Annotated in this window: 27 protein-coding genes and 1 pseudogene; 23 read left to right on the top strand and 5 right to left on the bottom strand. The window is 38.5% G+C overall.

All coding sequences use genetic code 11. The features are described from left to right. Position 1: 1 nt before the first annotated feature. Complete coding sequence (locus D569_RS0113140; RefSeq protein ID WP_018932893.1) at positions 2-790, bottom strand: SurA N-terminal domain-containing protein; 789 nt, start codon at positions 788-790, stop codon at positions 2-4. A gap of 219 nt (positions 791-1,009) precedes the next feature. Between D569_RS0113140 and D569_RS0113135 the strand changes: the two genes are divergently transcribed. After that, complete coding sequence (locus tag D569_RS0113135; protein WP_018932892.1) at positions 1,010-1,678, top strand: phosphatase PAP2 family protein; 669 nt, start codon at positions 1,010-1,012, stop codon at positions 1,676-1,678. 238 nt (positions 1,679-1,916) lie between these two features. On the opposite strand, the gene D569_RS0113130 is transcribed toward D569_RS0113135, so the two are convergent. Continuing rightward, positions 1,917-2,753 carry a manganese catalase gene (locus D569_RS0113130; RefSeq protein ID WP_018932891.1) on the bottom strand — a complete coding sequence of 279 codons (837 nt, stop codon included), beginning with the start codon at positions 2,751-2,753 and terminating at the stop codon, positions 1,917-1,919. 171 nt (positions 2,754-2,924) lie between these two features. Here D569_RS0113130 and D569_RS0113125 point away from each other — a divergent pair, with 171 nt between their 5' ends. After that, on the top strand, positions 2,925-3,947 hold the full coding sequence (locus D569_RS0113125) for an NADH:flavin oxidoreductase/NADH oxidase (RefSeq protein ID WP_018932890.1): 1,023 nt from the start codon (positions 2,925-2,927) through the stop codon (positions 3,945-3,947). Between the two features lie 95 nt (positions 3,948-4,042). Further along, positions 4,043-4,798 (top strand): phosphoribosylformimino-5-aminoimidazole carboxamide ribotide isomerase, encoded by a 756-nt coding sequence (gene hisA / locus D569_RS0113120; RefSeq protein WP_018932889.1) that lies wholly within the window; start codon positions 4,043-4,045, stop codon positions 4,796-4,798. A 127-nt stretch (positions 4,799-4,925) separates the two neighbouring features. On the opposite strand, the gene D569_RS0113115 is transcribed toward hisA, so the two are convergent. Continuing rightward, on the bottom strand, positions 4,926-6,488 hold the full coding sequence (locus tag D569_RS0113115; RefSeq protein WP_018932888.1) for a catalase: 1,563 nt from the start codon (positions 6,486-6,488) through the stop codon (positions 4,926-4,928). A 192-nt stretch (positions 6,489-6,680) separates the two neighbouring features. On the opposite strand from D569_RS0113115, the gene D569_RS0113110 reads away from it, so the two are divergent. From D569_RS0113110 to D569_RS0113090, 5 genes are all read left to right on the top strand, one after another. Next, positions 6,681-7,136 (top strand): GNAT family N-acetyltransferase, encoded by a 456-nt coding sequence (locus D569_RS0113110; RefSeq protein WP_018932887.1) that lies wholly within the window; start codon positions 6,681-6,683, stop codon positions 7,134-7,136. A gap of 114 nt (positions 7,137-7,250) precedes the next feature. Next, complete coding sequence (locus D569_RS0113105; protein ID WP_018932886.1) at positions 7,251-8,210, top strand: alpha/beta hydrolase; 960 nt, start codon at positions 7,251-7,253, stop codon at positions 8,208-8,210. A 24-nt stretch (positions 8,211-8,234) separates the two neighbouring features. Continuing rightward, positions 8,235-8,885 carry a LysE family translocator gene (locus D569_RS0113100; RefSeq protein WP_018932885.1) on the top strand — a complete coding sequence of 217 codons (651 nt, stop codon included), beginning with the start codon at positions 8,235-8,237 and terminating at the stop codon, positions 8,883-8,885. A 111-nt stretch (positions 8,886-8,996) separates the two neighbouring features. Beyond that, positions 8,997-9,704, top strand: a complete 708-nt coding sequence (locus D569_RS0113095) for an aspartate/glutamate racemase family protein (protein WP_018932884.1) — start codon at positions 8,997-8,999, stop codon at positions 9,702-9,704. A 149-nt stretch (positions 9,705-9,853) separates the two neighbouring features. Beyond that, on the top strand, positions 9,854-10,624 hold the full coding sequence (locus D569_RS0113090) for a LytR/AlgR family response regulator transcription factor (RefSeq protein WP_018932883.1): 771 nt from the start codon (positions 9,854-9,856) through the stop codon (positions 10,622-10,624). A gap of 335 nt (positions 10,625-10,959) precedes the next feature. On the opposite strand, the gene pepF is transcribed toward D569_RS0113090, so the two are convergent. Further along, positions 10,960-12,759, bottom strand: coding sequence for an oligoendopeptidase F (gene pepF, locus D569_RS0113080; RefSeq protein WP_018932882.1), 1,800 nt, complete (start codon positions 12,757-12,759; stop codon positions 10,960-10,962). Between the two features lie 81 nt (positions 12,760-12,840). Next, positions 12,841-13,788 (bottom strand): DMT family transporter, encoded by a 948-nt coding sequence (locus D569_RS0113075; protein WP_018932881.1) that lies wholly within the window; start codon positions 13,786-13,788, stop codon positions 12,841-12,843. Between the two features lie 336 nt (positions 13,789-14,124). Here D569_RS0113075 and D569_RS0113070 point away from each other — a divergent pair, with 336 nt between their 5' ends. From D569_RS0113070 to D569_RS0113000, 15 genes and pseudogenes are all read left to right on the top strand, one after another. Beyond that, entirely contained in the window at positions 14,125-14,925 is an 801-nt protein-coding gene (locus D569_RS0113070) for a carbon-nitrogen family hydrolase (RefSeq protein WP_018932880.1), read from the top strand. Beyond that, on the top strand, positions 14,906-15,064 hold the full coding sequence (locus tag D569_RS24390; RefSeq protein ID WP_018932879.1) for a hypothetical protein: 159 nt from the start codon (positions 14,906-14,908) through the stop codon (positions 15,062-15,064). Before D569_RS0113070 ends, D569_RS24390 begins: the two co-directional genes overlap by 20 nt. A gap of 462 nt (positions 15,065-15,526) precedes the next feature. Next, positions 15,527-16,813 (top strand): urea ABC transporter substrate-binding protein, encoded by a 1,287-nt coding sequence (gene urtA, locus D569_RS0113060; RefSeq protein WP_018932878.1) that lies wholly within the window; start codon positions 15,527-15,529, stop codon positions 16,811-16,813. 152 nt (positions 16,814-16,965) lie between these two features. After that, positions 16,966-17,868, top strand: a complete 903-nt coding sequence (gene urtB, locus D569_RS0113055) for an urea ABC transporter permease subunit UrtB (protein ID WP_018932877.1) — start codon at positions 16,966-16,968, stop codon at positions 17,866-17,868. Between the two features lie 20 nt (positions 17,869-17,888). Beyond that, positions 17,889-18,971: an urea ABC transporter permease subunit UrtC gene (urtC, locus tag D569_RS0113050; RefSeq protein ID WP_018932876.1), complete on the top strand. Its 1,083-nt coding sequence runs from the start codon at positions 17,889-17,891 to the stop codon at positions 18,969-18,971. After that, the gene (urtD, locus tag D569_RS0113045; RefSeq protein ID WP_018932875.1) at positions 18,931-19,695 is read left to right on the top strand and encodes an urea ABC transporter ATP-binding protein UrtD; all 765 of its coding nucleotides are present in this window, start codon (positions 18,931-18,933) and stop codon (positions 19,693-19,695) included. Before urtC ends, urtD begins: the two co-directional genes overlap by 41 nt. Then, entirely contained in the window at positions 19,682-20,371 is a 690-nt protein-coding gene (gene urtE, locus D569_RS0113040) for an urea ABC transporter ATP-binding subunit UrtE (protein ID WP_018932874.1), read from the top strand. The genes urtD and urtE overlap by 14 nt, the downstream gene beginning before the upstream one ends. A gap of 15 nt (positions 20,372-20,386) precedes the next feature. After that, positions 20,387-20,689 (top strand): urease subunit gamma, encoded by a 303-nt coding sequence (ureA, locus tag D569_RS24845; protein WP_018932873.1) that lies wholly within the window; start codon positions 20,387-20,389, stop codon positions 20,687-20,689. Positions 20,690-20,701: 12 nt separating this feature from the next. Continuing rightward, positions 20,702-21,052: an urease subunit beta gene (locus tag D569_RS24840; protein ID WP_018932872.1), complete on the top strand. Its 351-nt coding sequence runs from the start codon at positions 20,702-20,704 to the stop codon at positions 21,050-21,052. A 14-nt stretch (positions 21,053-21,066) separates the two neighbouring features. Further along, complete coding sequence (gene ureC, locus D569_RS0113025) at positions 21,067-22,782, top strand: urease subunit alpha (RefSeq protein WP_018932871.1); 1,716 nt, start codon at positions 21,067-21,069, stop codon at positions 22,780-22,782. An 11-nt stretch (positions 22,783-22,793) separates the two neighbouring features. Then, a complete protein-coding gene (locus tag D569_RS0113020; protein ID WP_018932870.1) occupies positions 22,794-23,237 on the top strand; it encodes an urease accessory protein UreE in 444 nt (147 codons plus the stop codon). After that, on the top strand, positions 23,179-23,904 hold the full coding sequence (locus D569_RS0113015; RefSeq protein WP_018932869.1) for an urease accessory protein UreF: 726 nt from the start codon (positions 23,179-23,181) through the stop codon (positions 23,902-23,904). Before D569_RS0113020 ends, D569_RS0113015 begins: the two co-directional genes overlap by 59 nt. 16 nt (positions 23,905-23,920) lie before the next feature. After that, entirely contained in the window at positions 23,921-24,538 is a 618-nt protein-coding gene (gene ureG / locus D569_RS0113010; RefSeq protein WP_018932868.1) for an urease accessory protein UreG, read from the top strand. Then, positions 24,539-25,312 carry an urease accessory protein UreD gene (locus D569_RS0113005; RefSeq protein WP_018932867.1) on the top strand — a complete coding sequence of 258 codons (774 nt, stop codon included), beginning with the start codon at positions 24,539-24,541 and terminating at the stop codon, positions 25,310-25,312. 82 nt (positions 25,313-25,394) lie between these two features. Then, a pseudogene (locus D569_RS0113000) lies at positions 25,395-25,742 on the top strand (transposase); the annotation flags it as partial.

Genomic DNA, 25,742 nt, shown 5'->3' with positions numbered 1-25,742 from the left:
TTTAGATCAATTCTTCAATTTCAGCATTTTCTCTAAGTTCATCGATTTTGGCTTGAATTTCTTCTTGTTTTTCTTGTTGTTTTTGTGAAGTAAGTGTTTGTTTAATTTGATCTTCAACATCTTCCAATGGTGGAAGGTCTTCTTCACTTTGCTCTGCTGCTGATTGATAATATTCTTTGATTTCATCATCTGTTACTTCGATACCAAGTACAGACTCCATATATTTTTCAGAAAGTAAATCATTCTCGATTTGTTCCTTAAACGTTTCTTCGGTATATCCGCTTGATTCCAGAACAGTAGCGTACTCTTCGCCAAATTGTTCTTCATAAGTTGCTAGTTCATTGTCAATTTCTTCTTGTTCTACTGTAAGTCCCTCTTCTTTAGCATCTTGGCGGATCAATTCCTGAGTAATTAATTCATTTAAAGTTTGCTGTTTTATAGCTTCGGTATCTTCTACTTCTTGTCCGGCTTGTTCTAATGTGCTTTTTACAAGTGGATAAATTTGATTGTAGGAAGAACCAAGAATTTCTTCACCATTAATAGTCGCTACAGCTTGGTCTTCTTCTACTAATTCATCATCACTAACTCCTTGTTGTCCTGTCGCTGCAGCTGAATCAGCTGCTTCCTCTTGTGCTTCTGGTTCACCCTCAGCTTCGTCATCACTCTCTGGTGTTTCTGTTGCAGGTTCTTCTGTATTGTTTTCATCAGCTGGCTCCTCATCATCATTACCACATGCAACGGTGACAACAGCCAAACTAATCATCATTAATAGCATTAATATCTTCTTCATTAATAAACAACCTCCATATAACTCATTGTCTGTCCATTCAAACATAGGTGATAGAACAATTGCAACCCATATCATCTCAAGTTTAGCAACATTATTCCCATCATACCAGTAATCTGATTGTTTTATTACATTTAAACAACAAAAAAAGCACTCATTTCACACTTTTTCCATAGTGTTGCTTCTCTTAATTGGGAATAATAATAATAGGAGTGAATATAGATGAAAGATATGTCGAAGATAGCTATCTTTACTTTAATAATTGGATTTATCATTATTGCTGTAACGGTTTCTCTTTTTATCGAATTAGCAGGTGATGTGCTAGAAGAAGAGAAGTTTTTCGCCGATCGTGTTTTTCAGGAGTTTATGGTCTTTGCAGAGGAAGATTGGCTTTATCAGCTGATGGGGGTGGTTACAGAAGCAGGGTCGATTCTCTTTTTAACGATAGCTTCTGTATTACTAGCTATCTATCTTTTCTTTGCGAAAAAAAGTAAATGGTACAGTATGTTCTTTAGCATCAATATGATAGGGATTAGTTTGTTAACACAAGTATTGAAACTTGTCTTTGAGCGGGAGCGACCGGAATTAATTGCACAATATGGTGGAACAGGTTTTAGCTTTCCTAGTGGACACTCAACAGGCTCCGTTGCCTTTTATGGATTTGTTGGCTACTTATTGTGGAAAAAGATTTCAACGAAATGGCTAAGAGTTTCTTCTGTTTTGTTCTTTGCGTTTCTTACAGTGACGATTGCCTTTAGCCGTGTCGTATTAGGGGTGCACTTTTTTACCGATATCGTAGCAGGGATGTCCCTAGGGATCGGGTGGTTGATCACTTGTATTATTGCTTTAGAATTATTGCTTTGGAGGGGGAGAAAACAGCGTAATTCTTGAGAACGAATTACGCTGTTTTTAAGGTAAAAAGAAAGCATAAAATTTGGGTATTTGTCTAACTCCGAGCACCCAAAAACTAGGCGACTTCACGAATTGCCCTAATGCTCGAAAAAGTAACTGAAGGGCAAACCCCATGGAAAGGGAAGTGTGCAGCCAGAGTGGTGGTCAAGCTGTTCAAATATTTCATCATTACTACCCAAGTAATAATGGACCGGCGGAGTTTGCCGGTTTTTCTTATCTAACATAAAGAAGGTGGGATATGGAAGTTCGTATTAAATGTATAAGGTGGTGCCGGCTTCAAGGATGGAATGCCACCATATGCGGGTGGATTTTGTACATAACGGAAATTGGAGCAACCATCCATCGAACGACCATGTGCCCATCTTCCTTCTGCACTTTCGTCTCCTTGTGAGAAGTTATAAAAATCATAAGCAACTTGTTGTTTCTCAAGATTACGAGGGAATGTTGATGGTACAACAACACCTTCTTTTTCTTCTAATTCCTCGATGGCTGCTAACCACATATTTTGGTGCATCGTATCACGAGCAATTAAGAAGGAAAGCATATCCTTTACTCCGCGATCTGATGTCATTTCGTACAGCCTGGATACTTGTAAGCGTCCTTGGGATTCTGCGTTTAAATTGGCACGAAAGTCTGCAAGTAGATTCCCGCTGGCGATTATATAATCAGCAGTCCAGCGATTACCAACACTGTCACCAGGCATTGCACCTAATCCGGATACAATGGCATGCTGTGGATTCATCCCGCCAATAATCGCACCCAGCACGGGATCTTTAGCCGCTTCCTCCAAGTCACCTACAGGTGCATCATCCAAGAGACGCGCAATCATGGTTGCTAACATCTCTACATGGGCTATTTCTTCTGTACCAACATCCATTAACAAATCCTTATATTTGCCATCCATTCGAACGTTCCAGCCTTGAAATAAGTATTGCATGGTTACGGAGATTTCTCCGAATTGTCCACCTAACACTTCTTGCAGCTGCTTGGCAAAAAGCGGATCAGGACGATCAGGTTTAGCTGGATATTGAAGTTCTTTTACATGATAAAACATTTACTCACATCCTTAAAAAAAGTAGGTCTCTGTCCATAATCTATGCAAGGGCGTTTGTCTTTGTTACAAAAGTCTGTGTTTTATTTTTCTCAAGTTCAATCGTGTGACCTTGTCATCAATTCTTGCTATACTTTATTAGGTAACAAAAAGTAAGTAAGGAGGAACATAAAAGTGGATCAATTATTCAGTTCTTTTCAAATAAAAAATCTAGAATTAAAAAATCGTGTGGTAATGCCACCGATGTGTCAATATTCGGTAACGAACGAAGCCGGTACACCTAACGATTGGCACTATACACACTACGTAAGCCGTGCAGTTGGAGGTACCGGACTTGTGATTGTCGAGATGACAAACGTCGAGCCAGATGGAAGAATCTCTAATAATTGTTTAGGTTTATGGTCCGATCAGCAAATTCCAGCATACAAGAAAATTGTAGATGCTGTACATGAGCAAGGTTCTAAAATCGCTATCCAAATCGCACATGCTGGACGCAAAGCGGAAGATGCAAAAACACCAGTTGCTCCATCTGCGATAAGGTTTAATGAGCAATATAAAGAACCACGTGCACTTTCAACAGACGAAGTAAAAGAAATGGTGGAGAAATTCCGTCAATCTGTTCGACGTGCTGTAGAAGCAGGGTTTGATGCGATTGAATTGCACGGTGCCCATGGATACTTAATTCATCAATTCCATTCCAGCTATACCAATAAGCGTAATGATGAGTATGGACAATTGACACGGTTTGGTTCAGAAGTAGTAAAGGCTGCCAAAAGTGAAATGCCAGAGGATATGCCTTTAATCATGAGAATATCTGCAACAGAATTTGTTGAAGAAGGCTATCAACTAGAAGGTGGTATTGAATTAGCAAAAGCCTATAAAGAGGCTGGTGTAGATATGTTCCATATTAGTGCTGGAGGAGAAGGTGCGATTGCCCCATCTCGAAATCCAGGAGGACACGCAGGATACATGGTTCCTTTTGCAAGAGCGATGCGTGAAGCGCTAGAGGTTCCAGTCATTGCAGTAGGTCGTTTGGAAGATGCCCATCTAGCAAATGCTATTGTTGGAAATCAGGATGCAGACCTTGTTGCGGTCGGAAGAGGTATGCTTCGTGATCCGTATTGGACGGTTCATGCTGCTCACGAGTTAGGACAGGAAACTGAAGTACCGGTTCAATATGAACGTGGGTTTGCTTAAAAAGTTGGGACGTCACACATTAGTGGCGTCTTTTCTTTTTAATAGGAATGTTCTAGAATAGGGGTAACTGCATTTTTCAGAAGGATGTGAATATCTTGCAATTCAGACCATGTATTGATTTGCATCAAGGAAAAGTAAAGCAAATTGTTGGTGCTACACTTAATAATGAGAATAAAAATGTAATTGAAAATTATGTTTCTACATATGACAGTAGCTATTATGCGGAAATGTTTCAGAGAGATAACTTAGCTGGTGGCCATGTGATTATGCTAGGAGATGGTAATCAAGAAGCAGCAATACAAGCATTACAAACATACCCAGGTGGATTACAAATCGGTGGCGGAATTAATGCCGATAATGCGGAAGAATTCCTTGAAGCAGGCGCTTCTCATGTGATTGTGACATCTTATATTTTTCAAGATGGCGAGTTAAAAATGGATCAACTAGTGAAATTAATAGAGAAAATTGGCAAGGAACGACTTGTGATTGACTTAAGTTGTAAACAAAAAGATGGTAGATGGTATGTCGTCACAGATAAATGGACGAAATTCAGTAATATTGAAATCACCCCATCAACCGTTAAGGAACTAGAAAAATACTGTGATGAGTTTTTAATTCATGCCGCTGATGTGGAAGGAAAACGAGGTGGTATTGCAGAAAACTTAGTAGAAAAGCTCGCTGATTATGTATCGATTCCAACGACTTATGCTGGTGGCGTCCGGTCGATGGAAGATCTCCAGCTTTTTGAGCAATTAGCAAAAGGGAAACTGCACGTGACAATAGGCAGTGCACTTGATATTTTTGGTGGAGATTTGCCTTATCAAGAAGTTGTGGAATACTGCAATCGTTGATTCCACAGCAAATAGAAGAGAATTAAATGACGGAACCACTGTCCAATAGAAAAATGTCTGTCTTTTTATTCCTAGAATATAAAAAATCCTTGGAATAGCGTACCATTCCAAGGATTTTAAATGTCATTTAATATGGATCAGAGGGATGCCCCATTGCTCCTGCTTCTTGTACAGCATCTTCCATCATTTCTTTATTACTTTCCATTGCCGTTTTTAAGCCATCTTCTACACGTTTTCCATAATCATTATCACATTGATAGAAATGTTTGATCATTTGATCTTGAATCTCTTTTCGACAACCTGATAAAGCAGAAACAAGATTTTTGATTAGATCGTCTTTCTCCCAATCGCTTAAGCGGCGGTATGTTTCACCGGCTTGACCATAATTGTTTTCCCTGGAAATAGCTTTACGCTGCAAATTTCCTTCTACATATGGTTCGTGCTCCACACCAGGATTTTTATCCTCTTTTAACCCACCAGTAATGGATGGCTCATAATCAACATGTGGATTTTTGAAATCGCCATAATCTTGTCTGAAGTCCATTTGTCCACCAGTTTGATTGGTTGCAACTTTGTGGTGAGGACGGTTAATTGGTAACTGTAAATAGTTTGCTCCAACACGGTAGCGCTGCGTATCAGAATAGGAATAGGTTCTACCTTGTAATAACTTATCGTCAGAGAAATCTAAGCCATCAACTAATACACCAGTTCCGAAAGCAGATTGTTCTACCTCGGCATGGAAGTTTTCAGGATTTCGATTTAATACCATCTTTCCAACTTTGTGCCAAGGATAATCTTCCTTATACCAAAGCTTTGTTGCATCTAATGGATCGTAATCCAGTTCCGGATGCTCACCATCTTCCATGATTTGAACATATAGCTCCCATTCCGGATAGTCTCCTTTTTCAATGGCTTCATAAAGATCTTGAGTTGCGTGATTAAAGTTTTTACCTTGAATTTTCGTCGCTTCATCCTGTGTTAAGTTCTTGATTCCTTGGACCGGTTCCCAATGATATTTTACTAAGACTGCTTTGCCTTCTTCATTAACCCACTTATAAGTGTGAACCCCTGATCCTTGCATATGGCGATATGTTGCCGGGATTCCCCAAGGAGAAAAGACAAAGGTAACCATGTGCAATGCTTCTGGTGATTGACTGACAAAGTCAAACATACGCTCAAGGTTTTGATAATTGGTTACTGGGTCAGGACGAAATGCGTGAATCATATCAGGGAATTTCAGCGGATCACGAATAAAGAATATTTTTAAGTTGTTACCTACTAGATCCCAGTTCCCATCTTCTGTGTAAAATTTAATGGCGAAACCACGTGGATCTCGTAATGTTTCAGGGGAGTGTTTACCATGAACTACCGTGGAAAAGCGGACAAAAACAGGCGTTTGTACTTCTGTATTAGTAAACACCTTTGCCCGAGTATACTTGGAAATTGGTTCTCCATTAACGGTCCCATATGACTGAAAATAACCATGTGCCCCTGTTCCACGAGCATGTACAATTCGTTCCGGGATTTTTTCTCTGTCAAAGTGGCTAATCTTTTCCAAAAAATCATAATTCTCTAATGTCGTCGGACCACGATCTCCGACAGTACGAACGTTCTGATTGTCGGTAACCGCATGCCCTTGTTGATTGGTCATCTTTTCTTCGCTGTGGTTCGGGTTCTGTTTGTTCTCCATTCTTTAACCTCCTTGAGATTCGTCATCTCCAGTATTCCCCAGTTTTTGGAGGTTATGCGAGACTGAGTAAGAGGTTTTTAGAAAAATGATTGATTATGCATAACTTAAGTGGTTTGGTGTAGTTTTTGATATAATGTTAATATATTCAAATTTATATATATGGACTATTATTCGCTGAATGGAGAGATTATTTTGAAAATAATAGTAGGTGATTTAAGCGATTCGAAAGTTAGAGGATTGATCACGGAGCATCTTGAACAGATGTCAAAAATTTCTCCACCGGAAAGTGTCCATGCCTTCAATCTTGACGGTTTGAAACAACCAGATGTTACTTTCTGGAGTGCATGGGAAAATGATACATTACTTGGCTGTGGGGCGCTTAAAGAGTTAGACGATCAACATGGAGAGATAAAATCAATGCGGACTGCTACTTCACATTTAAGAAAGGGTGTTGCAAAGCGAATCCTTCAGCACATAATGGAAGAAGCTAAAAGGCGTGGCTATCAGAGACTAAGCTTGGAAACAGGTTCAATGAAGGCTTTTGAACCAGCTAAACGATTATATGCTAGCTTTGGTTTTCAATATTGTAAGCCGTTTTCAGATTACATAGAGGACCCGAACAGCGTATTTATGACAAAGGAATTGTAGTTTCGATTGATCGAGCAATGCTCCATTTTCCTATGAATACCGAAACATCATGTAACTGAAAAAACAAAATGAGATTAGGTCATATAAGGAAATGTAGGAGGACACAGAACATTGATGAAAGTAACCATTATCATGATAGTGATTGTTGTGGTTATGCTAGGAGCTTATTTTTGGGTAGGGAACTATTTTTACAATTTCGCATTAAATGCACAGAAAGAAAAAATATTTATTAAAGATAATCCTCATTTAGCAAGAAGTGAAGCGGTACTTCCTGAGGTTGCTGAAAAAGAAAAGCTCACCGATAACACATTTAGAGAACGTGTTCCATCATCAAGTATCTCGATGATTTCCAAGGATAAACTACAGCTTAAGTTACATGCGGACCTTTATGAACAAACAGAGCAAAATCATAAATGGGCGATTGTTGTCCATGGCTATGGAGCAAAAGCTGCTGTGATGGTGAGATGGGTTCGTGGCTTCTATGATAAAGGATTTAATGTACTTGCACCTGATCTTCGCGGACATGGTGAAAGTGAAGGGAACTATATCGGTATGGGCTGGCATGATCGCTTGGATATTTTATCATGGATTGATCAAATATTAGCTATCAATCCTGACGCTGAGATTGTTTTATATGGGGTCTCGATGGGGGGAGCCACAGTTATGATGGCATCAGGAGAAAAATTACCTAATAATGTGAAGGTCATCGTAGAAGATTGTGGCTATACAGCTGTTGACGATATTTTTGCTTATCAACTAGCTGATTTATTTAAACTACCGAAGTTTCCATTTATTAATGCTGCCAATACCGTCACTAAACTGCGAGCGGGATTTGATCTATATGAAGCTTCAGCTGTGAACAAGGTTCGTGCAAGTAAGATACCGATGTTATTTATTCATGGGGAAAACGATAGTTTTGTGCCATTTGAAATGATAGATAAAGTGTATGAGGCAGCGAATGCCGATAAAGAAAAACTAGTTATTCCAAAGGCAGGACATGGTGAATCGGTACAGGTTGATTCAGCATTATACTGGACAACGATTTTTAATTTTGTTCATAAATATATAAGGTGACTTTATTATCAGGGGGAATGTTACATGTTTGACTTTTTAGCTATTGATTATTCACTATTACCGGCATTTATGTTAGCTGCTTTTATTATTTGTATTGCACCAGGACCAGATATGGCTTTTGTCATTAGCAGAAGTATTTCTCAGGGAAGAAGATATGGAATCGCAACAGCATTTGGTATTCAAATGGGCGTACTTGTTCATATTGTACTAGCAGTATTAGGATTATCCGCTATTCTCATGACTTCTACATGGGCATTTCTCATATTGAAATATGTGGGAGCAGCGTATCTAATTTATTTGGGGATCCAAACCTTACGGGATCGAAAAAATGTACAAATTTTTACCGATAAGAAAAAAGTGAGTGTTCGTAAAGCTTTTATGGAGGGGGCGTTAACAGATATTTTTAATCCGAAAGTTGCGTTATTCTTCTTAACATTTATTCCGCAATTTATTAATCCGAGTTTATCCAGTACAGCTAGTCAGTTTATTATTTTAGGTTTAATTTTAGGTATTATCGGTTTATTAGTAGATATTTCGACGGCTTTAATCGCTAGCTTGTTTGGTAATTTCTTAGCGAAAAATAAAACAGCGCTATGGTGGCAACAAACAGTAGGTGGGATTACCTTGTTTGGACTTGGTGCATGGTTGGCATTGGATGAGAAGTTGAAAAGCTGACACTAGCGCAAGAGTGAAAGGTCCGTTGCAATAACTGGATGATGCGAACCGTTTACTGCAAAAAAAAATGGAGCAGTGTATGATTTCTGGATGAGAAGAGAGGTAATTTTGATGAAAACAATTGGGCTAATAGGTGGGATGAGCTGGGAATCCACTGTTGAGTATTATCGTATTATTAATGAAGAAGTCAAACTTCAATTAGGTGGTTTACATTCTGCCAAATGCTTATTGTATAGTGTTGATTTTGATGAAATTGAGCGTTATCAATCTGAAGGGGATTGGGAAAGTGCAGGGAAACAGTTAGCAGATGTGGCATTATCACTAGAAAAAGCAGGCGCTGACTTTATTGTTCTTTGTACGAATACGATGCATAAAATAATCGATTATATTGAAGAAATGATAGATATACCGATTTTACATATTGCTGATGCAACTGCAACGAAGATAAAAGAATCCAAGATTAGGAGAGTAGGCCTACTTGGTACGAAATATACAATGGAACAGGATTTTTATAAGTCACAATTAGAAGAAAACGGTCTTGAGGTTATAGTTCCGAATGGAGAAGAAAGAGAACAAGTTAATCACATTATTTTTGAGGAGTTATGTTTAGGCCACATTAACAGTTCTTCTAAAAAATATTATCAAAAAGTAATTCAACGCTTAGTTAATAATGGTGCAGAAGCGATAATTTTAGGTTGTACAGAAATAGGTTTATTGATCAAATCAGATGATGCGGAAGTGCCATTGTTTGATACAGCAAGGATTCATGCACAAGAAGCTGTAAAACAATCTTTGACGAAATGTGAGAAAGATAGATGATTAAATGTGATAATAAAAGACTTATTCAAAGAAATACTTGGTCGTCTGTTCAAGCGTTTGTATGGAAGTTGCTCTGATGATCAGTGCGGGTCAAGAAGTGAAGGATCAAACATATCCAATCATGTAACAGGATATAAGGAGAGGTTGTAATGAAAATAGTTATTTGTGAAAATGAAGCAAGCCAACAAGAATTTCTACAATCTGTTATTTCCAATTATGCCATGTTTCATGAACCGAGTATGGAAGTGGTATTGAACACATCTAAACCAGAAAAAGTACTAGAATGTTTACAACATAATGGTGCAGATTGTTACTTTTTAGACATTGAACTTGGTACCTCTATTGATGGAATGGATCTAGCTCGTGAGATCCGTAAGCAAGATCCATTAGCAAATATCATTTTTATTACGGCGCATGCAGATAAAATGAAATTAACGTTCAAATATAAGCTTGCAGCACTAGACTTTATTGCTAAAGAGAATGGCAAGGAAAGAATTGCAGAACAGGTGCGGGAAGCGCTTCGAGTTGCCTTTAATAAGTATTTACAGATAGGTGACCATGAAGAAATGAATTTTATCCAAATTAAAATAGGTGAACGAATTATTAATATTAATATAGCTGACGTTTATTACTTTGAAACGTCTGCTCAAGTGCATAAAATTAGACTGTATGAGCGTAATGGTGAGTATGAATTTTATGGAAAGCTGAAAGACTATGAACAGCTTTATGAACAATTGTTTCGCTGTCACAAAAGTTACCTTATCAATATGAAGCAAATCAAGCATATCGATAAAAAAAGACGAATGATCACAATGATAAATGATAAAGAGTGTTATGCTTCATTTCGGATGCTGAAAGTGTTGGAAGCCAAGCTCTCGCAAATGACTTTGATCAACCAATCTTCACTAAACTCGATATAATAGTGAAAGTAAGTACAATTAATTGCAAATAATGAGCTCCTAAGTTAACGTACCTAACTTAAGAGCTTTTTCTAAAGGGATAAAATATCCACTTCTTTGTTCTGCAGGAAGTGATGAAGTTGTTTGTAACTGCGGTCACTTTATTATAAGGAAATCTGCTTATTCTACTTATTAGATTTCCCTGTAATGTTAGTTTTACCGGGAAAACCTCTAATTTTAATAGGCCCATTTCCCGGTTAATACAACTTTACCGGGAAATCTTCCAGTTACATGCATTGGTTTTCCTTGTAATGAATACAAACGATCGGATTTCCTCCTATCGTGATAGGTTTTTACTAATAACTCTTCTCTAACTCATCAACTAGTGAGCCGATATAGGCGACAGTTTCCTTAATAGCATCAGGTTTACTCATATCGACTCCAGCTTTTTTGATAAGCTCCAGCGGTTTTAATGATCCACCAGCTTTCAAAACCTCTAACCAATTGTCAGCTGCCGTTTTTCCATCTGTTTTAATTCTTTGTGCCACAGCTGTAGCTACTGTTAATCCAGCAGAATACGTATATGGATATAATCCCATATAATAATGGGGTTGACGCATCCAGGTTAGTCCAGCTCCTTCGTCAAAGGTCACCGTATCACCCCAGAAGTTTTGCAGTGCTTCTAATTTTTGTTGGGTTAACACATCAGCCGTTAACGGTGTGCCAGCTTCGGCTAAGTCATAGACGCGACGTTGATATTCTCCTTCTAAAAGATGTGTAACAAAATTATGGTAATAGGTTCCAATGAGTTGCGTAATCACCCATCGTTTCATTCGCTTATTATCGGTTTTACTTAACAAATGGTTTGCTAGCAGTAATTCGTTCAGTGTTGACGGTGCTTCTACAAAGTATGTTGATGGGTCAGTATTGACTAGGGATTGATTTTTTCCAGCTAGATAGAAATGCCCAGCATGCCCGAGTTCATGTGCCAGCACAAATGCACCACGCATTGTGTCTGTCCACGTGATCAAAATATATGGGTGGACACCATAGGGACTTGAGCAGAACGCCCCAGTTTGTTTTCCAATATTATCAGCTAAATCAATCCAGCGCTCGTTCAAACCTTTTTGGATAATTTCGCTATATTCTGGTCCCATTACTTGTAATGAATCGAGAATAATTGCTTTTGCCTCTTGGTACGTTGTTGACGGATTATATTCCGAGTCAAGAGGTGCTTTTAAATCAGCATAACGTAATTCGTCTAAGCCGAGCTTTTCTTTCAACAACTTGGCATAACGACGCATATGTGGTGCAAGTTCCTTTTGACTGACATCCAGTTGATTATGATACATTTCCTTCGTTACTTGCTGAGGAGTCAGCAACATATCTGTAACAGAATCATAGTTTCGCAGTCGAGCTAATGTAACTTGTTTGGTTACTTCTGTAGCATATGTTGCCGCATAAGTATGTTTGTATTGGTTCAATGTTTTAGTAAAAGATTGATAAGCATCACGTCGAATTCGCGTATTCGCTTCTAGCTCATAGCGGTCTTCATAAAGGGCTGCAGACATCGGTAACTCTTTCCCCTGTTCATCTTTGATAGAATCAAAGGTCATATCAGAGGATTTACTTCGTTCATAAATCATGAAAGGTGCATCATGAACCTCACCTAAAGCGGCTAAAGTCTCTTCCATTTCCGGAGCTAAGGTATATGGTTTTTGCTCCAGGGTATCATTAAGCAGTTTTTTATAAGTAACAAGACCTTCTTCATCCTGTAAAAACTGCTCCACATCCTCTTCAGAAAGTGTTAACAATTCAGATTGAAAAAAAGATAGTTTCGCACTGATATTTGCCAGTGCCGAAGCGACTTTGGCCGCATCCCGTTGATTAGCAGGATCACTTCCATCCGTACTTGCACGTAAGTTGGCATATGTACTTACATAAGTTAATCGCTTTTGATAATTTTCTAAAGCAGTCAGTCCATTCAATAAAGTAGTGGCATTACTTACTAATTTTCCTTTGTATTGCGTAATTTCTGAAACATCAGATTGTATCGCCTCTAGCTCTTTTTTCCATGCTTCGTGAGACGGGAATAAATTACTTAAATCCCATGTTTTTTCAACAGGCACTTCAGAACGCTGTAATCGTGTGGACATAGAAATCCCCTTTCTACCAAAATGGTCGATATATTCAGTATTATAGGACAGTCTGAATAAAAATAACAGCGTGGATTAGTATCATTGTGCTTCTTTCAAATGTTGTTGTTGTTTCTTATTACTCCAAATAGTTGCCAGACTATGAAAGATCATACCAATAATAACAAGCAGTATGCCGATAAAAGACACGATGCTTGGTATTGGTGCACTGAGTAACCGCAGTTCTCCAATTAAGGCAAACACTACTTCACCAGACTGTGTAGCTTCAACTCCTGCTAATTTCTCGTTATCATGTTGAACCAGTTCAGTAGCATAGAAGAATAAGACAGTAGCAATAATCCCGGAAAAAACGGCGACTATAAAAGTTTGGCTAAGTTGAGATACTGCTGGTAGTCCGTGTGAAGCAAAACCATATAGGGATAAAAGAATCCAGAATGGCATGGATGCAATCGTCATACCTAGAATACGTTGAAAGGTATTAAGCTCACCATTTGCTACCTGCATCATTTTACGGTTACCCAACGGATAAGCTACTGCTGAAATAAGCAGGGGAAGTACACAGAGTAGTACACTTACTAATGGTACTGCATTGGCATGTTCCAATTGCATCAAACATACACCGCCAAGTATAACAAGTGATATCATCACCGCTTGTATGGGGACTTTTTGTTTTTTATTTTTATCTAGGATAGGAACAAGAAAGGAGCCGGCGATAATAGTTAATTGGAAGGTGGCCGCAACAAGCCAACCTGGACCATATATAGTTGCAAAAGTGATAGGAGTGTAAAATAAGCCAAAGCCTACAGTACTCCATATCAACCATGCGCTTGGATTTTGTTTGATATGTAAGAGAACCGGTTTAATATTTCGCTTGAAGCCAACAATTAATAATAATAATGGCAACATAAAAATGAATCGAAGAGAAGCACTCCAAGCCCAACTACCTCCATCCAATTCCATGGAGCGGTTCAGTATAAACGTAACAGAAAAAAACATAGCCGCGAGAATACCAATCATAATTGCTTTCATTCTTTTCACCTCATTTTAAGCATATCACAGAGGTAAATGATCGCAAGTAATGGATCTTAAACGGCGGTATTTAGTAAGAAGCGAGATTTCGCAATAAACGAGTGCGATTTCGCAATAAAGAAGGAGGAATTCGCAATAAACGAGCGCTGTTTCGCAATAAAGAAAGAGGAATTCGCAATAAACGAGTCCCTTTTTGCAATAACCAGTTGCTTAATAAAAAATTTCCTTTTCTATCACGTGTATCAAGTGATGGAAAACTTAACATAGCATAAATTTCGCTTATCTCAGTAATATGCTTTACAATAAAATTAAAGCAAAAAAGTAGAGGTGTTTGACATGAAATATGCCATTTATCAAATGGATGTAGTCGTTGGAGATCCGGAAGCGAACAGAGCGAAAATTAAAAATTGGATAGAAAAACAAGTTAACGATTATAAACCAGATACTGTTGTTATACCAGAAATGTGGAATGCTGGGTATGCATTGGACAAACTAGATGGTTTAGCAGACAACAACGGAGAAAATACGATTCCGTTTTTCAGTGAATTAGCCAAAAAACATCAGATCAATATTATCGGTGGTTCAATTGCTAATCAAAAGGAAAACGGCATTTATAATACGAGTTATGTATTCGATCGCAGCGGGGATCTTGTCCATCAATATGACAAAATGCATCTTGTTCCGATGTTAGATGAACCAAAATATTTAAGTGGTGGGGAAGCGAAAGGTGCAGTATTTGAACTAGATGGAGTGAAAATGGGTGTTGTTATTTGCTATGATCTTCGTTTTCCTGAGTTAATGAGAGCAATAGCATTGCAGGGAGCAGAAGTGATCCATGTTGTAGCACAATGGCCAACTGCCCGAAAAGATCATTGGAAATTCCTCCAACATGCACGGGCGATCGAAAATCAATGCTATATCATTTCAGCCAATAGTTGTGGTACATGTAATGGTACTGATTTTGCTGGAGAATCAATGGTGATTAATCCGTCTGGTGAGCTTGTTTCGTCAGGACTTCCGGAAACGGAAACGACTATCCGTGCAAGCATCGACTTAGCCAAAGTAACAGAAATACGTAAAAACATTCCCGTATTTGAAAGTAGGGTACCACATTTATATGGAGAGTGGTCAATATAGCAGAGTTCGAAAATTCGAATCGAAGAAATCAACTGCCATCGTCCACCAAGAATATATGATGGTTATACGTCAAGGGGTTGCTAGATCAATTGGAAAGATTGATCGAGGAATGCAAACGAATCAGATTCTTATCAGCTAAACTTCGTTGCAAATGACTAATTGTTCATTTGTCCTATATGTAAGATAATGTAATTTTTGTGCTAATTGACAATAAGTTTTTTCTTCGTTGATTTTAGCTTTACGGCACTCCTTACCTATTAATTTCTAGGTTATTAAAATAGATATTCTAACATTTCAAGGATTATGTAAACCGGATTTTATACAATAAAGCATACACAAGCCTTCTATCAATTGGAGGCTTGTGTTATTTTTTTTGCGTGTCTTAACATCTCCTCCAAATTTCAGCGAAATCGCGACATTTTGAAACTTCTTAACAAAACTAAGTTAGTAGACTGCTAAAATCTTACAAAATTCTAATGATTAATATGTCAGAATATTTCAAAAACAATGTGAGAAAACCTTACACAATGTTAGATTAGATTTTTTAAATTTGCTAGCCTTATCTTTGTAAATCAATTAAAAATCGGATGGGGGCAGACAAATGAGAAAGCAGAACTTTTTTTATTTATTAATCTTAGGATTGCTTGCAAGCTTCATGGTTGCGTGTTCGGCAGCAGATAATGCAGCAAATGCGACAGATCCAGAAGAAGAGGCAGTAGATGCAACAGAGGAGAGCGACAGCAATGAAGGAAGCGATGGAGATACAATCAAAGTAGGAATCTTACATTCATTAAGTGGAACAATGGCAATTAGTGAAACATCTGTACAACAGGCAGAGCTTCTTGCTATTAAAGAAATAAACGAAAATGGCGGTGTGCTTGGCAAACAGTTAGAACCTGTGATTGAAGATGGTGCATCAGATTGGCCGACATTTGCCGAAAAAGCAAATAAATTATTACAACAAGATGAAGTTGCAACCATTTTTGGCGGATGGACATCTGCAAGTCGTAAAGCGATGTTACCAGTTGTAGAAGAACATAATGGTTTATTATTTTATCCAGTTCAATATGAAGGAATGGAAGCTTCGCCGAATATCTTCTATACAGGGGCGGCGCCAAACCAGCAAATCGTACCAGCTGTCGACTGGTTGTTAGAAAATCGAGGAGATTCTTTTTTCTTGTTAGGATCTGATTATGTATTCCCAAGAACGGCAAATGCAGCTATTAGAGCACAATTAGATAATGAAGGAGCAGAGTTAGTTGGTGAAGAGTATACACCATTAGGTCATACAGATTACAATACGGTGATTGCTAAAATAAAAAATGAAAATCCGGATGTTATTTTCAATACGTTAAATGGTGACAGTAATGTTGCTTTCTTTAAACAGTTAAAAGATGCAGGTATTTCATCAGATGATATGACGGTTTTATCTGTAAGTGTTGCAGAAGAAGAAATTAAAGGTATTGGCGCAGATGTTATTGAGGGACATTTAACAAGTTGGAACTACTATCAAACAACAGATACACCTGAAAACGAAGAATTTGTTGCTAACTATCAGGAGGAATATGGGGAAGATGCTGTAACAGCAGATCCGATCGAAGCAGGTTATTTCGGTGTTTATCTTTGGGCACAAGCAGTGGAAGAAGCAGGAACAACAAATGTTGATGAAGTAAGGGAAGCAGCAAAAGGAATATCGTATGAAGCACCAAACGGAACGGTAACCATTGACGGAGACAATCAGCACGTTTATAAAACCGTAAGAATTGGTGAAGTGCAGAGTGATGGCATGATCTCAGAGCTATGGCAGACAGAAGAACCTGTTAAGCCGGATCCTTATTTAGACGAATATGATTGGGCATCAGATTTAAGTGAATCATTAGCAGAATAGAGAAATAAAGAAATAAAAAAAGCTATTTTTTTTACGATGAAGTTTACATCTAATGTCACAAAAAAATACATGAATTGGCAATTGAACACTTATAAAAGAAGGATGATGGGCTAAGTCCTGCATCCTTCTTCAAAAAGAAAGGATTGTTTGGATTGAATGAAATCATTTTAACCTTATTTAATGGTGTAAGCCTGGGTTCGATCCTGCTTTTAATTGCATTAGGACTTGCGATTACTTTTGGCTTGATGAATGTTATTAATATGGCGCACGGTGAATTAATCATGATCGGTGCTTATATCACTTATGTAATACAAAATATTTTTATCAACTACGCTCCTCCAGAATATTTTGATCTATATTTTATTATTTCCATTCCAGTTGCTCTTATTGTGGCAGCAAGTATAGGGATGCTGTTGGAGGTATCTTTAATTCGTCATCTTTATAAACGACCATTAGATAGTTTACTAGCAACATGGGGAGTCGGACTTATTTTACAACAAACTGCAAGGTCGATTTTTGGTGCACCTAACGTAGGGGTAACAAGTCCATCTTTTTTATCTGGAGGATTAGAACTTGGTTCATTAATATTGCCTTATTCAAGATTATTTATTTTAGGATTGTCTATCATCTGTTTAATCAGTATTTATATTTATTTTTTCCGGACAGCAAGTGGCAGAAGAGTACGAGCGGTTATGCAAAACAGACAAATGGCTGAATGTTTAGGAGTTTCTACTAGAAAAGTAGACATGCTGACATTTGCGATTGGTTCTGGTTTTGCTGGTGTTGCAGGGTGTGCGTTGACATTATTAGGTGCAATAGGTCCAACAATTGGAACAAGTTATATTATTGATGCGTTTATGGTGGTTGTTGTTGGTGGAGTTGGTGCACTATTCGGAGCAGTTTCAGGAGCTTTCGGTATAGGTATTTTAAATACGGTGTTTGAATATGTGACAAATGCAACATTAGGTAAAGTACTAATATTCATTGTGATTATCGCCTTCTTGCAATGGCGTCCATCAGGTCTAGTCATGTCACGTTCAAGATCACTAGATTAATAAATGAGGAGCGTTGAATCATGCAAAATACGATTTATCAAAAAATATGGAGTCAGAGAGTCATTTTAAATTTGATTTTTCTGTTGTTATTAGCAGCTCCCCTTTTTCTATCAGACTTTCGTTTGAATTTGCTTGGTAAGTTTTTAGCATTTGCTATTTTGGCAATTGGCTTAGATTTATTGTGGGGTTACACAGGTGTTCTAAGTCTGGGACACGGGATCTTCTTTGGTTTAGGGGCCTACTGTATGGCGATGTATTTAAAGCTGGAAGCAACAGGAGGAGGTTTACCGGATTTTATGGCTTGGAGCGGTATGAGTGAATTGCCACTGATATGGATTCCGTTTCAATATCCGATCGTCGCTATTATACTCGGTATTTTATTACCAGCCATCATTGCCTTTATGCTCGGTTACTTAACATTCCGAAATCGGATTAGTGGAGTTTATTTTACGATATTATCTCAAGCACTTGTCTTAGTGGTAGTTACCTTATTCGTCGGGAGTCAAAATTTGACTGGTGGTTCTAGCGGATTGACCAATTTCAATACGTTTTTTGGATTCTCTGTTAATTCTGCTACTACGCAGACAGCTTTTTATATAATTACTGTTATCGTATTAGGTCTTGTCTTTTTCCTTTCGCGCAAGCTGGTGAAAGGGCGATTTGGGAAAATACTAGTCGGAATCCGTGATGGTGAGAACCGTATGAGATTTCTAGGTTATAGTCCATCTGCATATAAAACGTTTATTTACACTTTATCAGCTGCGATAGCAGGACTTGCAGGTATGTTATTCGTACTGCAAGTCGGGATTATTTCACCGACGATGATCGGAATTATTCCATCGATTGAAATGGTGCTTTGGGTTGCCTTAGGTGGACGTGGAACATTAATCGGTCCAGTTATTGGAGCGGTTCTTGTCAATGCGGCGAAGACAGGATTCAGTGAATCGTACCCAGATATTTGGACATATTTCCTAGGGTTGTTGTTCGTACTTGTGGTTGTTTTCTTACCGAAAGGCATAACCGGTTTATTTGAAAAATGGAACGATCGGAGGAAAAAACAAGATGTCTCAAGCAGTGTTGAAGTTGAAAAAAGTTATAGTTGATTTTAGTGGGTTTAAAGCTATTAATCAACTAGATTTTACTGTAAAACCGAATTGCGTTCATTTTGTGATTGGTCCAAATGGTGCTGGGAAGACGACGTTATTAGATGTTATTTGTGCTAAAACAAAAGCAACCACAGGAGAAATAAAGTTACACAGTACAAAGGAACTATCCAAGTTGTCAGAGGACCAGATTGTTCATCAAGGGATCTCAAGAAAATTTCAGGCTCCATCCATTTTTCAAAATTTATCCGTAATAGATAATTTGGAAATTGCCATGAAGCAGAAGAAAAACTTATTTTCGATGATGAAAGCAAAATGGACAAAAGAACAAAAAAAGAAGATAAACGAAATGCTTGAATTAGTTGGTTTAAAAGAAGTCAAGGGTCAACTTGCTGGCTCACTTGCCCATGGTCAAAAACAGTGGCTGGAAATTGCGATGGTCCTCATGCAGGAACCTGATATCGTTCTTTTAGACGAGCCGATTGCTGGTATGTCGAAGAAAGAACGTGACAAAACAGGAGAATTAATTACTAAAATAGCGCGGGATCGAGCAGTGTTAATTGTCGAGCATGATATGGATTTTGTGAAGGAATATGCAGATATTGTCTCGGTGATGCATGAAGGGCAATTACTTTTTGAAGGAAGTATGGAAGAAGTGCAAAATGATCCGACAGTAAGAGAAGTATATTTAGGCAGAAAGGTTGAGGAGAATGTTGTCAATTAAGGGGCTGGAAGCTGGTTACGAGGAAAGTATGGTGATTCGAGAGATTGATATGGAAGTAAAGGAGAACCAGGTGATCTGTGTGATGGGCAGAAATGGTGTAGGGAAATCTACACTACTAAAGACGATCATTGGTATTTTGCATCCGAAAAAAGGAACGATTCATTATCAATCCGAAGATATTACTAAAGCTCGTTCCTCCTCACGAGCTCAGAAAGGAATTGGCTATGTCCCGCAAGGAAGAGAAATATTTCCGAAGCTGACAGTCTATGAAAATCTCCAAATTGGTTTGGAAGCAGGTAAGCAGAAAAAGATAGATGAGAAAATTTATGATTATTTTCCTATATTAAAGGATTTTGCTAAGAGAAATGGTGGTGATTTAAGTGGTGGTCAACAGCAGCAATTGGCCATTGCAAGAGCTTTAGTATCACATCCATCCTTTTTGTTACTGGATGAGCCGACAGAAGGGATTCAACCAAATATTGTTCAGGAAATTCAAGACGTTATTATCGATATCAAAAATACTTCTGCTACAGCGATGATTTTAGTGGAGCAAAATTTAGATTTTGTTAAAAATGTAGCTGATTATTTATATGTCATCGATCATGGTTCGGTAGTATATGAGAATCCGATCGATCAAGTAGTAGATGACGAGGTATATCGTTATTTAAGTGTTTAAATGGGAGGGGTTTTCATGAAATTATCACCTGTTGAGCAGGAGAAATTACTACTTTTCTTAGCGGGCGAACTGGCGGAAAAAAGAAGGAAGAAAGGCTTGAAATTAAACTATCCCGAGGCAACTGCATTGATCAGTTGTTATTTATTGGAAGGCGCCCGTGAAGGGAAAACAGTAGCCCAATTGATGCAGGAAGGCAAGCAAGTCCTAACTACTGACGATGTGATGGAAGGTGTGCCAGAAATGATTGAAAGTGTGCAAATTGAAGCGACTTTTCCAGATGGAACGAAGCTTGTTACGGTTCATCAGCCAATTACGTAAGGAGGGTTCCCGATGATTCCTGGGGAGATCAAACTAGGCAAACAAGCAATTGAAATTAATAAAGATAGAAAGACGAAAGCGATAAAAGTTGCCAATAAAGGTGACAGACCGATACAAGTAGGATCGCACTATCATTTTCCTGAAGTAAACCGTGAACTTGATTTTGACCGCACTGCTGCGATTGGGATGCGATTGAGTGTTCCAGCGGGGACGGCAGTCCGTTTTGAACCAGGCGAGGAAAAAGAAGTCGAGCTCGTTGAAATAGCAGGAAACAAACATGTATATGGACTCAATAACCTGACAAACGGTAGTGTAGCAGAAACAGAAGAAATTACCGAAACAATGAAGCAAAAAGGGTTTTAGAAAGGAGCATATCGATGAAACTATCACGACAGCAATACGCTCTACTATATGGACCGACAACAGGTGATCAAATTCGTCTAGCTGATACGGATTTATGGATAGAAGTTGAAAAAGATTACACAACGTATGGGGATGAGAGTGTATTTGGCGGTGGCAAGGTATTGCGTGATGGGATGGGTCAAAGCAGTACAAGAACTCGTAATCAAAATGTTCTCGATTTAATTTTAACGAATGCGGTGATTCTCGATTATACCGGTATTGTGAAAGCAGATATCGGAATTAAGGACGGAAGAATCGTGGCGATTGGCAAAGGTGGAAACCTGGATGTAATGGAGGGGGTTACCGAAAATATGATTGTCGGTGCCTCAACAGAAGTAATTGCCTGTGAAGGGAAAATCGTGACTGCAGGTGCGATTGATCCACATATCCATTTTATTAGCCCGCAGCAAATTGAAGTAGCTTTAGCATCGGGCTTCACGACGATGCTAGGTGGTGGAACCGGACCTGCAACTGGTACCAATGCAACAACTTGTACACCAGGAGAGTGGAATATCCACCGCATGTTGGAGGCTACAGAAGAGTATCCGATCAACCTAGGCTTTCTAGGAAAAGGAAATGCTTCTTCAGCAGAACCACAACGAGAACAAATCAAAGCTGGAGCGATTGGTCTGAAATTACATGAAGATTGGGGCACAACACCGGCAGCTATCAGCCAATGTTTAAGTGTTGCTGACGAACTGGATGTGCAAGTTGCCATCCACACGGATACATTAAATGAAGCTGGTTTTCTCGAAGATACCGTTAAAGCAATTGGTGATCGTGTCATTCATACTTATCATACAGAAGGTGCAGGTGGTGGACATGCACCAGATATTATGCAGATAGCTTCGTTACCGAATGTGCTGCCATCATCGACCAATCCAACAAGACCATATACGGTTAATACCATAGATGAGCATCTTGACATGCTAATGGTCTGTCACCATTTGGATCATAACGTACCAGAAGATGTTGCTTTTGCTGATTCTCGCATTCGCCCAGAAACGATTGCAGCGGAAGATATTTTACACGATTTAGGTGTCATTAGTATGATTTCTTCTGATTCGCAGGCGATGGGGCGTGTCGGTGAAAGTATTACTCGGACATGGCAGACAGCAGATAAAATGAAAAAACAGCGAGGCTTTTTACAGGAAGACCAGCAAGCAGAAAATGATAACACACGTGCTAAACGGTATGTGGCAAAATATACGATTAATCCGGCGATTACTCACGGGATGAATGAAGAGATTGGTTCAATCGAAGTTGGCAAACTAGCAGATATCGTGATTTGGGACCCGAAGTTTTTTGGAACCAAGCCGGAAACAGTTGTAAAAGGTGGTATGATTGCCTATGCACAAATGGGGGATCCCAATGCGTCGATACCAACACCACAGCCAGTGATGATGCGTCCGATGTTTGGCGCACTAGGAAAAGCGAAATATCAAACCGCTATTACCTTTGTTTCTCAAGCGGCATTTGAGGCTAAAATTCATGAAGAACTAGGTTTACAGAAACTTGTTCGTGCTGTAAAAAACTGCCGAAATATTGGGAAAAAGGATCTACCATTGAATGATGCAACGCCAAAAATTGATGTAGATCCAGAAACATATGAAGTAAAACTTGATGGTGAAATCATTACATGTGAACCTTTTGAAGAGGTAGCAATGGCACAACGCTATTATTTATTTTAGGAGGATGGAAGATGTTAACGAAAGAAGTACTTACTAATATAGAAGAACAACCCAAAGATCATTCGAATCGAGAGTGGATTGAACTAGATTGGGACGAATTAAACAAGCGGATAATTAGAAAAACAACAGACAAAGGGACAGATGTCGCGATTGCCTTAGATGAAAAAGAACCATTAAAAGTAGGCGATGTCGTGTATGAAGACGAAGAAAGACAAATTGTCATTCGTACAAAGAAAGAAAGCGTCTATGTCGTTTACCCTGAAAATATCGTGCAAATGGGGAAAGCTGCATTTGAATTAGGGAATCGTCATACACCATGTCTTATTTCAGAATCAGAAATTGTGGTACGCTATGATGAGACGCTGGAACGTTTATTTGATGAAGTAGGTGTGAAGTATGAAAAGACAGAAAGAAGATTCACAGAACCATTTAAATACAGAGGTCATCAACACTAAATTTCTATATTTAATGCATATTCATGATTCTGCCTTTCCGATTGGTACTTATACACATTCTTTTGGTATGGAAACCTTTATTCAAGAAGATGCAATCAAAACAAAAGAAGATTTATTTCACTTTTTACAAGTCTATCTTCATGAAAATGTCTCCTACACAGATGGTATTTTTGTTAAGGAATCCTATCAAAAAGAGGAACTAGCAGAATTGATTCGCTTAGAGAAAATATGTGATGCAAGCAAAAATGCGGAAGAAACGAGAGAAGCGAGCAGTATGATTGGTAAGCAATTTGTCAAAGCAGTATTGCCGGTAAGTGACACGCCTTCACTAGAGAAGTGGAACGAGCTATTACAAGAAAAGAAGGTAATTGCTCATTTTCCAATTGTATACAGTCTATATGCCAAAGATTTAGCATTTGACCTCTATACAACAGTACTTACTTTTTTATATTCGTCAACGGTCGGCCTTGTTCATAATGCAGTTCGTGCGATTCCACTTGGACAAAAGGCCGGAATTGAAGTGATTCATCGCTTGATACCGGAGATGGAAAAAGCAACGATAAATGTATTGGAACGAGACTTGTCTGATTTGTCTAATCATGCTGTTGGCTTGGAACTGGCATCGATGCAGCATAAATATTTAAGATCACGATTGTTTATTTCATAAGGAAGGAGAATGTTCAATGAAACCAGTAATAGTAGGTGTAGGAGGCCCAGTTGGTTCAGGGAAAACCTCACTCGTAGAAAAATTAACAAAAGAAATGGTGAATCAATATAGTGTTGCAGTTATTACTAATGATATTTATACGAAAGAAGATGCTCAATTTTTAATTAAACAAGGCATTTTACCAGCAGACCGTATTATCGGTGTCGAAACAGGAGGATGCCCACATACAGCGATTCGTGAAGATGCCTCCATGAATTTTGAGGCAATCGATGAGTTAAAACGGCGCTTTGATGATTTAGATGTTATTTTACTAGAAAGTGGCGGCGACAATTTATCTGCAACATTCAGTCCAGAACTTGTAGACGGTTATATTTATGTAATCGATGTAGCAGAAGGCGGTGATATTCCGAGAAAAGGCGGACCAGGTGTAACAAGATCAGATCTTTTACTTGTTAACAAAATTGATCTAGCACCATATGTGGAAGTAGACCTTGATAAAATGAAAGTAGATGCAAAAGAAGCGCGTAAAGAGAAGCCATTTGTTTTTACTAATGTGAAAAAAAGTGAAGGTATTCCAGAAGTTATTCAATGGATCCAGCATGCCATGCTATTAGAAGGAAGCGAAGTATCGTAAATGGATGGAAAAATCGATCTTCATTTTGCATTACGCAACCACAAAACGATCATGAAAGATGTGTATTATCAACCACCATTAAAAGCAAGTCGAGGCTTGTATGTTGATAATCCAGATGACATTACCGTTTACTTAATGGAATCCTCAGGAGGACTTGTGGCAGGAGATAAAAATGCATATCGAGTCCGATTAGATAAAGGTACGAACGTAACACTGCATCCTCAGGCTGCAACAAAAGTATATCCTGCCTTTAATGGTAAACCGAGCAAACAAGAGGTTGACATCGAGCTCGCGGAACAAGCATGTTTGACGTGGAAAAGGGAAGAGGTTATTCCTTTTGCCGAAAGTGAATTCCATAGTCATACAACCGTAAATATGAAAAAGGGAAGTAGTTTTTACTGGGAAGAAATATTATATCCAGGACGGGAAAAACGAGGGGAACGGTTCACGTTTGTTAAATGTCACACACAACTAGAAGTGTGGATGGAGGAGGAGTGTCTTGTATATGATGGTTTGCGTTTTGAGCCAAGCGTTCAGGATGTGAAACATTTTGGGGTAATGGGAGATTATCATTATATAGCAAGTGTATGGATCATAGATAGAGAAATAGAATTAGATGTAGAGAAGTGGAGTCATTCATCAACGGATCATCAGGTAAGTATTACCAAATTGCGTGATGCAGGCTATTTAGTACGCTTTTTATCGAATGATTTACCACGAGTAAAAAAAGAAATGGATCAATTGGGAAACAAAAAGCTAGCAGTAAGCGTCTAGAGTGACCCAATAATATGAGACAGGAAAAAACACCCCCAGAGTCGTATTAATTATTTATCGACATTTGGAGGTGTTTTTTGTTATGGGGAAGAAGATGGTTTATCCTGAAGAAATTAAAAGAGAAGTGATACGCTTAAAACTTTCTGGGGAACTAACGAACAAAGAGATTATGGAGAAGTTTGGTATTAAAAATAAGACACAAATCAAAACTTGGATGAGATGGTATAGGAATGGTGAGGAGCACAGGTTAGCTCAACCAATTGGAAAACAATATGCTTTCGGTAAAGGACCTGATGATGACAGTGAAGTAAGTCAGTTAAGAAAAAAAGTGAAGTATTATGAAATGCGAGATGAATTGTCGGGAAAGTACCAAGAAATCGAAAGGAAGTGGTTCCAGAAGTATTCGTCGAAGTCGTAGAAGCTTATAAAG

This window comes from Gracilibacillus lacisalsi DSM 19029 (genome assembly GCF_000377765.1).
GTDB lineage: Bacteria > Bacillota > Bacilli > Bacillales > Amphibacillaceae > Gracilibacillus > Gracilibacillus lacisalsi.
Note: the sequence above shows the minus strand (reverse complement) of the source record. Positions and strands in the feature narration are given on the sequence as shown.